Origin of the sequence: Variovorax sp. EL159, from assembly GCF_900100965.1 — a bacterium.
Taxonomy (GTDB): domain Bacteria; phylum Pseudomonadota; class Gammaproteobacteria; order Burkholderiales; family Burkholderiaceae_C; genus Variovorax.
Map to the genome: position 1 here is coordinate 1248739 of NZ_FMUJ01000001.1, position 12885 is coordinate 1261623.

Annotated in this window: 13 protein-coding genes; 9 read left to right on the forward strand and 4 right to left on the reverse strand. The window is 68.7% G+C overall.

Annotated features, from left to right (window positions below; all coding sequences use genetic code 11):
• Positions 1-10 precede the first annotated feature (10 nt).
• The 8 genes from BLQ28_RS05885 to fabG are packed head-to-tail and all read left to right on the forward strand — an operon-like array spanning position 11 to position 8549.
• Positions 11-1723 carry an AMP-binding protein gene (locus tag BLQ28_RS05885; RefSeq protein ID WP_093237574.1) on the forward strand — a complete coding sequence of 571 codons (1713 nt, stop codon included), beginning with the start codon at positions 11-13 and terminating at the stop codon, positions 1721-1723.
• A complete protein-coding gene (locus tag BLQ28_RS05890; RefSeq protein WP_093237575.1) occupies positions 1723-2733 on the forward strand; it encodes an acyl-CoA synthetase in 1011 nt (336 codons plus the stop codon). Before BLQ28_RS05885 ends, BLQ28_RS05890 begins: the two co-directional genes overlap by 1 nt.
• Positions 2705-3355: an outer membrane lipoprotein carrier protein LolA gene (locus BLQ28_RS05895; protein WP_256327178.1), complete on the forward strand. Its 651-nt coding sequence runs from the start codon at positions 2705-2707 to the stop codon at positions 3353-3355. The genes BLQ28_RS05890 and BLQ28_RS05895 overlap by 29 nt, the downstream gene beginning before the upstream one ends.
• The gene (locus BLQ28_RS05900; protein WP_093237576.1) at positions 3352-5745 is read left to right on the forward strand and encodes an MMPL family transporter; all 2394 of its coding nucleotides are present in this window, start codon (positions 3352-3354) and stop codon (positions 5743-5745) included. The genes BLQ28_RS05895 and BLQ28_RS05900 overlap by 4 nt, the downstream gene beginning before the upstream one ends.
• Positions 5745-6587, forward strand: coding sequence for a polysaccharide deacetylase family protein (locus BLQ28_RS05905; protein WP_093237577.1), 843 nt, complete (start codon positions 5745-5747; stop codon positions 6585-6587). Before BLQ28_RS05900 ends, BLQ28_RS05905 begins: the two co-directional genes overlap by 1 nt.
• Complete coding sequence (locus tag BLQ28_RS05910) at positions 6584-7351, forward strand: class I SAM-dependent methyltransferase (protein WP_093237578.1); 768 nt, start codon at positions 6584-6586, stop codon at positions 7349-7351. The genes BLQ28_RS05905 and BLQ28_RS05910 overlap by 4 nt, the downstream gene beginning before the upstream one ends.
• Positions 7348-7821 carry a hotdog family protein gene (locus tag BLQ28_RS05915; protein WP_093237579.1) on the forward strand — a complete coding sequence of 158 codons (474 nt, stop codon included), beginning with the start codon at positions 7348-7350 and terminating at the stop codon, positions 7819-7821. The genes BLQ28_RS05910 and BLQ28_RS05915 overlap by 4 nt, the downstream gene beginning before the upstream one ends.
• The gene (gene fabG, locus BLQ28_RS05920; protein ID WP_093237580.1) at positions 7818-8549 is read left to right on the forward strand and encodes a 3-oxoacyl-ACP reductase FabG; all 732 of its coding nucleotides are present in this window, start codon (positions 7818-7820) and stop codon (positions 8547-8549) included. The genes BLQ28_RS05915 and fabG overlap by 4 nt, the downstream gene beginning before the upstream one ends.
• Positions 8550-8603: 54 nt before the next feature.
• Here fabG and BLQ28_RS05925 read toward each other — a convergent pair whose 3' ends face one another.
• The 4 genes from BLQ28_RS05925 to BLQ28_RS05940 are packed head-to-tail and all read right to left on the reverse strand — an operon-like array spanning position 8604 to position 12002.
• On the reverse strand, positions 8604-9380 hold the full coding sequence (locus BLQ28_RS05925) for a glycosyltransferase family 2 protein (protein ID WP_093237581.1): 777 nt from the start codon (positions 9378-9380) through the stop codon (positions 8604-8606).
• Positions 9347-10144, reverse strand: a complete 798-nt coding sequence (locus tag BLQ28_RS05930) for a lysophospholipid acyltransferase family protein (protein WP_093237582.1) — start codon at positions 10142-10144, stop codon at positions 9347-9349. Before BLQ28_RS05930 ends, BLQ28_RS05925 begins: the two co-directional genes overlap by 34 nt.
• A 34-nt stretch (positions 10145-10178) precedes the next feature.
• Positions 10179-11210: a chorismate transformation FkbO/Hyg5 family protein gene (locus tag BLQ28_RS05935; RefSeq protein ID WP_093237583.1), complete on the reverse strand. Its 1032-nt coding sequence runs from the start codon at positions 11208-11210 to the stop codon at positions 10179-10181.
• Between the two features lie 3 nt (positions 11211-11213).
• On the reverse strand, positions 11214-12002 hold the full coding sequence (locus BLQ28_RS05940; protein ID WP_093237584.1) for a class I SAM-dependent methyltransferase: 789 nt from the start codon (positions 12000-12002) through the stop codon (positions 11214-11216).
• A gap of 117 nt (positions 12003-12119) precedes the next feature.
• On the opposite strand from BLQ28_RS05940, the gene BLQ28_RS05945 reads away from it, so the two are divergent.
• Positions 12120-12845 carry a YebC/PmpR family DNA-binding transcriptional regulator gene (locus BLQ28_RS05945; RefSeq protein ID WP_093237585.1) on the forward strand — a complete coding sequence of 242 codons (726 nt, stop codon included), beginning with the start codon at positions 12120-12122 and terminating at the stop codon, positions 12843-12845.
• The last annotated feature ends 40 nt before the right edge of the window (positions 12846-12885 follow it).

Below are 12885 nucleotides of genomic sequence, written 5' to 3' on the forward strand. Positions count from 1 at the left end.
CACAGCCCGCGTGACGACAGACACTCATTTCCTGCCGCTGCTCGCGGACCGCGATCCCGATGCACCGCTCGCATGGCGCGCCGGCGCACCGGTGAGCACGCGGCAGTTCCTGGCCGACGTGGCCCGCTTCGCACCGCTCCTGCCGGGCGAGGGACCGGCGGTCAATCTCTGCGTCGATCGCTATGCCTTTGCCGTGAGCCTGGGGGCCGCGCTGGTGCGAGGCCACGCGAGCCTGCTGCCACCCGATGCGCGCCCCGACACGCTCGCGCGGCTGCTCGAATCCGGCGGCACAAGCCTTTTCGCGCTCACCGACGACCCGAAGCTCCAGACGCCCGGCATGCGGCGCGTGCTGATCGAAGACCGCGCCGGCGATGCAACGGATGCAGGCGATAGCGCCGTGCCGTCGATCGACGGCGCCATGCACGCGGCCAGCCTGCTGACCTCCGGCTCGACTGGCGTGCCGCAGCCGCATGCCAAGACCTGGCGCACGCTGGTGGGCGACGTGGCGGTTGCCGTCAAGCGGTTGTGCAGGGTGCTCGAACGCCCGACCCTGGAAGGCGTGACGCTGGTCGCCACCGTGCCGGTGCAACACAGCTATGGTCTCGAGTCGTCGGTGCTGCTGGCCATGCTGGGCGGTGCCGCCTTCGAAAGCGGCCGACCATTCTTTCCGGCCGACGTGGCGCAGACGCTTGCCTCGGTGCCGCGCCCGCGCGCCCTGGTCACCACGCCGTTTCACCTCAAGACGCTGCTGCTGTCGGGCATCGAACTGCCGCCGGTCGACCTGATCCTGTCGGCCACCGCGCCGCTGTCGCCACAGCTCGCGCTGCAGGCCGAGCAGGCCATGGGCGGCGTGCTCCTTGAAATCTACGGCAGCACCGAATCCGGTCAGGTCGCCACGCGGCGCACCACCGAAAGCGAAGTCTGGGAAACCTTCGGCGACATCCGCGTCCATGCGGAGCCGGGCGAAGGCGATGGCCCCGAGCGCTTCATCTTCGAGGGCGACTTCATGCCCGAGCCGACGCCCATGGCCGACGTGCTCGAGTTGCTCGACGAACGGCGCTTCCGACTGTTCGGCCGCGCCAACGACCTGATCCACGTGGCGGGCCGGCGCAGCTCGCTCGCCCACCTGAACTACCACCTGAACAGCATTCCGGGCGTCGAAGACGGCGCCTTCTGGCTGCCCGACGAGGTGGCCGACGGCGTGGTGCGGCCGGTGGCGTTTGTCGTGGCGCCGACGCTTTCGGCGAACGAGATCATTGCTGCACTGCGACAACGCCTCGAACCCGTGTTCGTGCCGCGCCGCGTCATGCAGGTCAAGGCCTTCCCGCGCGAAGGCACGGGCAAGCTCACCGTGCGGGCGCTGCGCGAATTCGCGCTGGCCCAGCTCGCGGAAGACGACACGCCGGTTCAGATGGGCCTGGCCGTGCCGGCCGACCACCCCGTTTTCGCGGGTCACTTCCCCGGCCAGCCGCTGCTTCCGGGCGCTCTGGTGCTGGCGGAGGTCATGGAAGCCATCCATCGGGTGCCTGCGCTGGTTGCGCGGCTGGGCGCGAATCCCACACTGGCGGCAGCCAAGTTCCTGGCACCCGTGCGGCCGGGGAGCACGCTCTCCATCGAGCTGCTTCCCGAAGCCGGAACCGGCCGTGGCGTGCGATTCGACGTGCGTTGCGACGGCGTCGTGGCTGTCAGTGGCCGATGGGTGGCTGTGCAAGAGTCGGCCTGATGAAGCACACCGACGCCGAGGCGCAGGCCGTCAACGAGGCCGCGCAGACCCACCAGGGGGCCGTGGTGCCCAAGGGCGACTGGACCCGTGCGCCCGAGCGCAGCAACATGCTGGCGCTGCGCTTCATCTGCCTGATGGCGCTGGTGTGCGGGCGCCGCATCACGCGGCTGCTGCTGCCGCCGATCAGCATCTACTTTCTTCTTTTCGCGCCCGCGCAGCGCCGGCACATCAAGCGCTACCTTTTCAGGGCCGTCGGCCCGCGGGCCGGGTGGATCGACGGCTACCGCCTGCTGCATGCCTTTTCTTCGACGGTGCTCGACCGCGTGTACTTCCTGCGCGGCCGCATGGACCTGTTCAAGGTAACGGTCGAAGGCAACGCGCCGATCGACGCCGAAGTCGCGCAAGGGCGGGGCGCTTTCCTGCTCGGCGCCCACGTGGGCAGCTTCGAGGCCATGGGCGCGTGCAAGCAGCAGGTGCACCGGAACAACCTGCGCCTGGCGATGCTGATGTACCCCGACAACGCGCAGCGCATCACGGCCATCCTCAACGCCATCGCCTTGCCCGAGCTGCGGCCCCACGTCATCGCGCTGGGGCGCCCGCATTCGATGCTCGCGCTGCGTGACTGGCTCGATGGCGGCGGCCTGGGCGGCATGCTGGCCGACCGCACGCTGCCCGGCAGCGAAGACCAGCCCGCGCACCAGCGCGGCAACAACATCGTGCTGCCGTTCCTGGGCCAGCCGGCCAGCTTCAACGACGGCCCCTTCCGGCTGGCGGCTTTGCTGCGCCGCAAGGTGTTCTTCATGGCCGGCCTCTATGGCGGCGGTGCGCGCTACGATGTCCGCTTCGATCCGCTGGCCGATTTCGGCGAGCCGGTGTCCAGCGCCGCCGAGCGCGAGCAGCGCATCCGCGCGGCGCTCGAAGCCTATGTCGCCCGTCTGGAAGCGCTGTGTCGCGCCTATCCGTACAACTGGTTCAACTTTCATGATTTCTGGCTCGAAGATTCGGCTTGACTGGCTCTGCAGGGCCGTGGTGCTGGCACTGGCGTTCTGCGCCATGCCGGCCTGGGCGGCGTTCGACCTGCCCGAGCTGATGGGCCTCCTGGCCAAGCAGAAGAGCGGCGAGGCCCGCTTCACCGAACAACGCTTCGTGCACGGCCTCGAAGGCCCGCTCGATGCCAGCGGCACGCTGAGCTTCGATGCACCCGACAAGCTGGTGCGCCGCACGCTGTCGCCGCGCATCGAGACGATGGCGGTCGAGGGCAACACGCTGACGCTGTCGCGCGGCGGACGCAACCGCACGCTGGCGCTGGACAGCATGCCCGAGCTGCTCGGCCTGGTCGAAGCCATGCGCGGCACGCTGACTGGCGACGGCGCCACGCTGCAACGCTACTTCAAGAGCACGGTGACGGGCGCGCCGACCAAGTGGACGCTCGACCTCACGCCCCTGGACAGCCGGCTGGCCGCGCAGGTGCGCAGCATCCGCATCAGCGGTCGCGCGAGCGACGTGCTCGGGCTCGAAATGGAATTCGTCGGCGGTGACCGCTCGGTCATGAACATCTCGCCGAACGCGCCTGCGGCCGTGCCAACCAACGCGGCCCCGTCCGGCTCGGCGGCGGGACGCACCACGCCGTGACGACGCAGCAGGCGGGCGGTCCGCCGGGCTGGCGGCGCAGGGCGGTGGTGTTGGTGGCGTGGTTGCTGGTGCTGCTGTGCGGCGCCATGGTCATCGCCCGCACGCAGATCGGCGCCGACCTCTCGGCCTTCCTGCCCAAGAGCCCCGACCTGCGCCAGCGTGTGCTGATCGAGCAGCTGCAAAGCGGCGTTGCCTCGCGCACGCTGATGCTGGGCGTCGAAGGCGGCAGCAGCGCCGAGCAGCGTGCCGTCGTGTCCCGCGCGGTCGGCAAGGCGATGCGCGAGAGCCAGCTCTTCGACCTGATCCAGAACGGCGATGTCGGCGACTGGAGCGAGGCAGGCACCTGGGTGTTCGACCACCGCTACCAGCTGTCGCCCGGCGTCACGCCCGCGCAGTTCACCGCCGCCGGCCTGCGCGATGCGATCAACGAAACACTGTCGATGCTCGGTACGCCGGCCGGCAATGTCATCAAGCCATTTCTCGATCGCGATCCGACCGGTGAAACGCAGCGCATCGCGATGGAACTGGTGCCCGCCAGCGCGCCGCGCAGCGAAGACGGCGTCTGGATGTCGCGCACCGCGCCGCGCGCGCTAATGATCGCCACCACGCGCGCCGCCGGCAGCGACCTCGACGCGCAGGCCGTGGCCATCGCGAAGGTGCATGCCGCCTTCGATGCCGCCACGCGCGACATGGGCGAAGCGAAGCCGACGCTGCTGTTGAGCGGACCGCCGGTGTTCTCGGTGATGAGCCGCGACAAGATCAAGACCGAGGCCATCCACCTCGCCATCGTGGGCGGCATCGTGATGGGCGGGCTGTTGTTGCTGGCCTTCGCTTCGCCGCGCGCCCTGGTCATCGCCTTCCTGCCGGTGGCCACCGGTGTGGTGATCGGCACTGCCACCGTGAGCCTCGTGTTCGGCTCCGTCCACGGCCTGACGCTGGGCTTTGGCAGCACGCTGATCGGCGAGACGGTCGACTACGCCATCTACTACCTGATCCAGGCCCGTGGCGCCGCCGTGGCCGGCACCGGCTGGCGACGCTGGCGCGAGGTGCACTGGCCCACGGTGCGGCTCGGACTGCTGACCTCGGTGTGCGGCTTTGCTGCGCTGGTGTTCTCGGGCTTTCCGGGGCTGGCGCAACTGGGTGTGTTCTCCATCGCTGGGCTGGTGTCCGCCGCGCTGGCCACGCGCTACGTGTTGCCGATGCTCGCGCCTGATGGCGCCACCGGCATGGGCATGCGCCGCCACATGGCGAAGGCTGCCGGCGTGCTGGTGCGCGGGCTGCCGCGCCTGCGCTGGCCGCTGGCCGCGCTCGGCGTGGCCGCGCTCGGGCTGGTGCTGTGGCAGGGCGGCCATCTGTGGCGTGCCGACCTGGGCGCGATGAGCCCCGTGCCCAAGGCCGCCCAGCAGCTGGATGAAATGCTGCGCAACGACATCGGCGCCAGCGACGGCGGCGTGCTGGTCGTGGCCTACGGCGACGACGAGCAGGCCGCGCTGCGCAACACCGAAGCTGCCGCCTCGCGCCTCGACGCGCTGGTGGACAAGGGCGAGCTCGTCGGCTACGAGGCCGTCACGCGCGTGCTGCCGAGCGTGGCCGCGCAAACGGCACGCCTTGGCAGCCTGCCGGACGGCGACACGCTGCGCACCCACCTGGCCGAAGCCACGCAGGGCCTGCCTTTGCCGGCATCGCGGCTCGGGCCGTTCCTGGCCGATGTCGAGGCCGCGCGCAAGCTCGCGCCGGTGCAGCGGGCGGACCTCGTCGGCGGCCCGCTCGGCTCGGTGGTCAACACCTTGATGTACCAGCGCCCCGGTGGTGGCTGGTCGACGCTGGTCGTGCTCCACCCCGGCACGACTTTCGACCAAGGCCGGCTCGAAGCTGCGTTGGCAGGCTTGCCTGATGTGCAGGTGGTCGATGTCGGCCGCGAACTCGCGGGCCTCTACCAGCGCTACTTGCACGAGGCGTTCGTCCAGGTGCTGCTGGGTGCGCTGGCGGTGGTCGTGCTGCTCGGCATCTACCTACGTTCGTGGCGCCGTCTGTTGGCCGTGTGCCAGCCGCTGGTGTTTGCGGTGATGCTCACGCTGGGCGGCATGGCCGTCATGCAGGCGGCGCTCGGCATCCTGCACCTGGTGGGGCTGCTGCTGATCGTGGCGGTGGGCTCGAACTACGCGCTGTTCTTCGACCAGTTGCGCACGACAGGGCGGGCCGATGAAGACACGCTGGCGTCGCTGATGCTGGCCAACCTGACGACGGTGGTGTCGTTCGGGCTGATCGCGATCTCGGACATTCCGGCGCTGTCGTCCATCGGCCGCGTGGTTGCGCCGGGGGCGTTGCTGGCGCTGCTGCTGTCGGCTGCGTTCGCACGACATGTGGCGCCGTCGAAGGCGCAGGGCTGATGGGAAAATCCGCCCCGATGTCTTCTTCCGCCTCCGCACCATCCGAATCGTGGCCCTGGCCGCCGGCCATGCGCGCCAGCGCGGCGTGGCATGTGGCCGCCATCGGCGCGGGCGTGTTGGTGCCGGGTGCGTGGCCGTGGGCCATCGGCGCCATCGTGCTGAACCATGCGCTGATCACCGGTGCCGGGTTGACGCCCCGCAGCAACCTGCTGGGACCCAACGTCACGCGGCTGCCCGAAGCGGCCGCCGCACGACGCGAAGTGGCGATCACCATCGACGACGGGCCCGAGCCCGAGGTCACCCCCCAGGTGCTCGACCTGCTGGACGCCCACGGTCAGCGCGCCACCTTTTTCTGCATTGCCGAGCGCGTGCTGGCACACCCCGAGTTGGCGCGCGAGATCGTGGCGCGGGGCCACAGCATCCAGAACCACACGGCGCAGCACCGGCATAACTTTTCTTTTCTGGGGCCGCGCGGCTTTGCCAAGGAAATCGCGCGGGCACAGGACATCCTGACCGAAGTCACCGGCCAGCGCCCGACCTGCTTTCGCGCGCCCGCCGGCCTGCGCAACCCTTTTCTCGAACCCGTGCTGCATCGCCTGGGCCTGTCGCTCGTGAGCTGGACGCGCCGCGGCTTCGATACGCGCGAAGGCGATGCCGCCAAGGTGATGGCGCGCCTCGGCCGCAACCTGCAGGCGCGCGACATCCTGTTGCTGCACGACGGCAACGCCGCGCGCACCGCCGAAGGAAAACCCGTTTTGCTGGAGGTATTGCCCTTGTTGCTCGAACGCCTGCGCGCCGATGGATTGCGCGCCGTCACCCTGCCCGAAGGACTCAAGCCATGAGCGCGGTGATGTCGTCGGCATCCACCGACACCGCGTGGCGTGAACTGCACGAGGCCGCCACGGTTCCGTACAAGAAGGGCGGCAGCTTCGCCTGGCATTTCGCGCGCGGCAAGCTGGGGCGCGATCCGGTGTTTCGCGGGCTGCTGGAGCGCGGCCTGGTCGGCGCGCAGCACCAGCGCGTGGTCGACATCGGTTGCGGGCAGGGCCTTTTCGCGAGCCTGCTGGCGTCGATGAGCGCGATGCAGAAAAAGGGCCGCTGGCCGTCGTCGTGGTCCACCACGCCGGCCGCCGCCGATTACACCGGCATCGAGCTGATGCCGAAGGATGTGGCGCGCGCACAGGCCTCCATCGGCCATCTGCAGCCCACGCCCCAACTGGTGTGCGGCGACATGTGCTCGGCAGCCTTGCCGGACTGCGACCTTGTGGTGATCCTCGACGTGCTGCACTACGTAGACCTCGAAGCGCAAGAGGGCGTGCTGCAGCGCGTGCGCAGCGCACTGGCAGGTGGCGGCAATCCGCAAGCCCGATTGCTGCTGCGCGTGGGCGATGCATCGAGCCGGCGCGGCTTTGCGATCAGCCAGTGGGTCGATCGCACGGTGACGCGCATCCGCGGCCACAAGGTTTCGCCGACATGGGGCCGGCCATTGGCCGACTGGAAGGCGCTGCTGCAGCGCCTCGGGTTCCGCGTGCAGAGCATTCCGATGAGCGAAGGCACACCCTTCGCGAACGTGCTGCTGGTGGCCGACCTGGAGGCGGCTGCATGAGCGCACCCCAGACGCTCGACCGCGCAGGCATCGCGCTGCGCATTCCGCACAGCGGCAGCATGTGTCTGCTGGAGCGGCTCGAAAGCTGGGATGCCGACGCGATCCACTGCAGTACCACGACGCACGCGGATGCGAGCAACCCGTTGCGCACTGCGGGGGGATTGCTGGCGCCGAACGCGATCGAATACGCCGCGCAGGCAATGGCACTGCACGGCGGCCTGCTGGCCGCTGAAGGCAGCACGCCTTCGGCCGGCTTCCTGGCGAGCGCCCGCAACGTGAAGCTGTCCGTGGCGCGGCTCGACGACATTGCTGGCGCATTGCAGGTGCAGGCCAGGCGCCTGTCGGGCGACGAACGCCAGATTCTTTATGAGTTCACGGTGAAGGCCGACGACGGCCGCATGCTGGCCGAAGGCCGCGCCGTGGTGGTCCTGAACACGCCGCTGGCAGCAGAAAGCACAACCCCGTCATGAGTCTCGAAGGAAAACGCGCGCTGATCACGGGCGCAAGCGGTGCGCTCGGCGCCGCCATGGCCGAGCGTTTCGCACGCGATGGCGCCACGGTGCTGCTGCACGCGAATTCGCGGCCGGAATCGATCGAGCAACTGGCGGCGACCATCACCGCGGCGGGCGGCAAGGCGGAATGCCATGTGTTCGACCTGCGCAGCGACGAGGCCTGCGCGGCCGCGTGCACGCGCATGCTGGAAGGCGGCCCGATCCAGATCCTGGTCAACAACGCGGGTGTGCATGACGACGCGGTGTTGCCGGGCATGCGCGCGGAGCAGTGGCACAAGGTGATCGATGTGTCGCTCAACGGGTTCTTCCGCGTCACGCAGCCTTTGCTGCTGCCGATGATGCGGACGCGCTGGGGGCGCATCCTGAATATCTCTTCGGTGGCCGCGATTGCGGGCAACCGCGGGCAGGTCAACTATGCGGCCGCGAAGGGGGCGCTGAACAGCGCGACCAAGGCCCTGTCACTCGAGGTCGCTTCGCGCGGAGTCACGGTCAATGCGATCGCGCCGGGGATCATTGCGTCGCCGATGGCCGAGGCCGTGTTCGATGCGGCGCTCATCAACCAGATGGTGCCCGTGAAGAGGGCGGGCACGCCCGAGGAAGTGGCTGCGCTGGCGGCCTTTCTCGTGGGGAACGAGGCGGCCTATATCACGGGGCAGGTGATCTCCATCAATGGCGGAATGATCTGAAGCCTTGATTGTCGGGCGCGCACAGCGGGCGCCCCTCATCAAGGCAAAGCCGCCTCAATTCTGGAACGGTGGCGCCCCCGTCAGCTTGCGAAACACCAGCAGAGGCAGCCGCAAGACGAACTCCACCATCAGCCGCGCGTGCATCCACGTCAGCAAGACGTTGTCGCGCCCATAGCGGAAGTGTGAAACCCCGCCTTCCTCTGCTGTCAGGTACTTCACCGGCGCGTCGATGTTCACCGGCTTGACGCCGCGCCAGGCCAGCCGGACAACGGCTTCGGTATCGAAATCGAAGCGCCGCATCCAGGGCTGCCGCGCCATCACGGCAATGAGGTCCGCAACGGGGTAGACGCGAAAGCCGTAGAGCGAATCGCCGACGCCGGCGAACAGGGTCTCGAGCTGGGTCCATCCGTTCGACACGCGCCGCCCACGCACGCGCAACAGCGGCGCGCTGGCATCGAACACCGGGCGCCCCAGCACCATCGTCTCGGGGCGTTCGAGGGACGCGGCCATGAAGGCGGGGATCAGGTCGGCCGGGTGCTGCCCGTCGGAATCCATCGTCAGCGCGTGCGTGAAGCCGGCCTCCTTGGCGGCGCGCAGCCCGTGCAGCACCGCCGACCCTTTGCCCTGGTTCTGCGGCAGCACCCACACCCGCAGCCCCGGGTCGGAGGCGGCCATCTGCTGCAGCCGCTCGCCCGTGCCGTCGTCGCTGCCGTCGATCACCACCCACACCGGGTTCCACTGCGCGCGGGCTGCCGCGACGGTCGAGAACAGGCGTTCACCCGTGTTGTAGCTGGGGATCAGGACAAGGTGGGTGCGCGAGGCGTCTGGCATTCGGGGGACGCGTCGGTGGCGCGCTGCTCCATGTTTTGGCGAAAGTATTGTTCCAGCTCGGCCTGCAGCACGTCGCTGTCTTGCGTCGGCGCGAAGCGCTTGCCCAGCCGCAGGGTGAAGACGATGGGCAGCGGCGGCACCCGCCACAGCGGCCAGCCCTTGCCGAGGTAGGGCGAATCGGTGTCGATGAACACCGTCTGGATCGGCGCCTGCGCCAGCTTGGCGATCAGGGTCACGCCGGGGCGAAACGGATTGAGCGGCGGCGTCACGGTGCGCGTGCCCTCCGGGAACACCACCAGCTGGCCGCCGTTGCGCAGGTCGGTGACCGCGAGCCGCACCATCATGCGGGCCGACTTGTTGCTGATGTAGCGCGCGAGCCGGGCGCCCGCGCCGAGGAAGATGTTGCCCATCAGGTCGGCCTTCATGATGCAGGCGCTGCGCGGCAGGCGGGCCACCAGCAGCAGCGCGTCGAGCATGGTCGGATGGTTGGCAACGAAGATCAGGCCGGGCTCGCTGCGCATCGGGTCCAGGCAGGTGGCGTCGATGCGCATCATCCCGGTCACGGAGGCCAGCCACCAGAACATGCGGTAGGCAAAGGCGATCGTCACCCGGCCCAGCACGCGCGCGGGCGTTGCCGGCATCACCGGGTAGATCAGCATGGCGATGCAGTTCCAGACCAGCGAGATCAGGCCCAGGAACAGCAGCAGCGCGTAGAGCATCAACGCGAGCGGGATCGCCGTAAGAATGCGCAGCACGCGAGTCATTGAATCGACGGATCGGGCGGGAAGCGCGACCGGGTCAGGCCCGCAGCCGCCCAGCGGCGACCGTGTGGGCCTCGATCTCGACGAGCAGGTCGCTGCGGCAGATGTCGGCTTCGAGGTACACCGCATGGCGGGCCATGGGCGCGTCGGCGCCCAGCGTGCCTTCGATGATGTCGCGCACGGCCTCGGTGTCTGCCGGATGCCTCACGTAGACCACGCAGTCCAGCTCGGCCAGGGAGAACTCGGCGGTGCCCCGTTCGTTGGCGGCCGCGATCACGGCCTGCAGGTTGCGCAGCGTTTCGCGGGTCTGCTCCAGCACGTCACCGTGGTGCACGGTCTCGTGTCCGACGATGCTCGCGGTGCCCGAGATGAACAGCGCGATGTTGCCGTCGCCGATGTCGGACAGGGCCGCGCGTGAGAAGGTCGGCGAGCGCGGGCCATAGGTTTCGGGGTAGCGGTAGGCCGAGACCTGCCGCGGGTTCTCAACGGGCAGTGGTGCCTGCTGGCCGGCCAGAAAGCGGATCGACAGCGCGCCCTGGTGGATGCCGAGCGCGCAGGCGGCGGGAGCGCCTTCGAAGGCGGCGCGGCCAGCTTCCAGAAACGCCTCTTGCCGTCCGAGATTGAACTGGCGATAGCGCTCCAGGCCGCCGCCGTCGCCGTTGATCTGCGGCAGGTAGTTCCAGATGCGCTGCAGGTGCGGCGTGCCGGCCTGGTCCAGCGTCTTGAAGAGATCGCGGTAGGCGCGGTGCGAGAGTTCGGCCAGGCCTTGTTTTTCGGTGGCCTCGTCCAGGTCGATGGCGCCGAGCAGCCAGTGCCCGTCGGTGCGCCAGCGCGCGATGCCGGTGGTGCCCGACTCGATGTGCGGACCCGTCACGTGCCACACGTCGGCCATGGCACCGTGCGACGACAGCACGCGTGCGTTGACGGTCGGCATCCAGGCCACGCCGTGCGGCGTGCCGTAGCCAAGCGCAGCGAAGGGCGCCTTGCCGCCGACCGCCAGCGCCAGGCTGTCCGGCAGCGAAAGGCGCTCTACGCGCAGATGGGATGGGTTTTCGTCCTGAGCTCGCACTGTCTACCTGGCCTCGACGATGGGTTCTGGTTTGATGGCGGTATAGGCAGAGAAAACGCCGAGGCTCGCATGCCGGCGCACGTCGCCGAAGCCGGCGGTGCCCAGTGCCTGCATCACCTGCTCGGGAGGAATGCAGGCCTCGATCGTGTCCCAGTAATAGCGCCACAGTTCCGAGGTGTCTCGCCGGCGACCGACCACGCGGGCGATCAGCGGCACCACGGCACGCATGTAACCCTTGAGCAGCGCCGTCGCGGCGCGGCCCTCGGGCTTGGTAATTTCGAGCACCACCACGCGGCCGCCGGGGCGAAGCACGCGATGGAATTCGCTGAAGGCGGCGGCCACGTCACTGATGTGGCGCATGGCGTAGCCCATGCTCACGAAGTCGCAGCTGGCGTTGGCGCGGGGCAGGGCCTCGGCCATCCCCTGCACCAGCTGGACGCCAGGGAGCCTGACCTGTCCCATCATTCCGGGGCTCGGGTCCACGCCCACGAGATGGCCGGTCGGGCCGATGATCTTCAAGGCTTCCCGCGCGACCAGCCCGGTGCCGATGCCGACATCGAGCACCCGCGCGCCCGGCGCGAGCCCGGCCTGCAGCAGCGCCGCGCGCCGGTAAGACGGGCCGGTGCCGAAGGCGAGCACGCTCTCGATGCGGTCGTAGTCGGCGGCGGTGCTGTCGAAGATGCGACGCAAAAATGCCTGGTGCTCCGCCTCCGTGCTGTAGTACAGCGGCAAGGGGGCGTGGGGCGGCAGGGTGTCGAGTTTCCCCGGCCCGACAGAAGGCGATGGCGTCATCGAACGATTATCACCAAAAGGCCTGACCCGAATTCCCGTGCCCTGGCAGGCGTTGTGTGCGCCGGACAGTAAACTCGCTACTTGCTTTGAAAACACAAGACAGCGAGAGAGAAAGCCATGGCCGGACATAGCAAATGGGCAAATATTCAGCACCGCAAGGGCCGCCAGGACGAGAAGCGCGGCAAGCTCTGGACCCGGGCCATTCGCGAAATCACGGTGGCGGCACGCGCCGGTGGCGGTGACCTCAGCGCCAACCCCCGCCTGCGGCTGGCGGTCGAAAAGGCCAAGGCGGTCAACCTGCCGATCGACACCGTCAAGCGCAACATCGACAAGGCCACCGGCAATCTCGAAGGCGTCAATTACGAAGAGATTCGTTACGAAGGGTACGGCATCGGCGGCGCGGCGATCATCGTCGACACCATGACCGACAACCGCGTGCGCACCGTGGCCGAAGTGCGCCACGCTTTCTCCAAGCATGGCGGCAACATGGGCACCGAAGGTTCGGTGGCGTTCCAGTTCAAGCACTGCGGCCAGATCGTCTTTGCGCCCGGCACGAACGAAGACAAAGTGATGGAAGTGGCGCTCGAAGCGGGTGCCGAAGACGTGATCACCGACGACGACGGCGCCATCGAAGTGCTCACGCCCGTCGCCGATTTCGAGGCCGTCAAGAACGCGCTCGAAGCCGCGGGCCTGAAGCCCGAGGTGGCCGAAGTCACCATGCGCGCCGAGAACCCGATCGAAGTGACGGGCGAGGACGCAGCCAAGATGCAGAAGTTGCTCGACGTGCTCGAGGACCTGGACGACGTGCAGGACGTTTATCACAACGCCTCGCTGTCCGACTGACCGAATGAATGATTGATTTACAGCGAATGAAGAAGGCCCG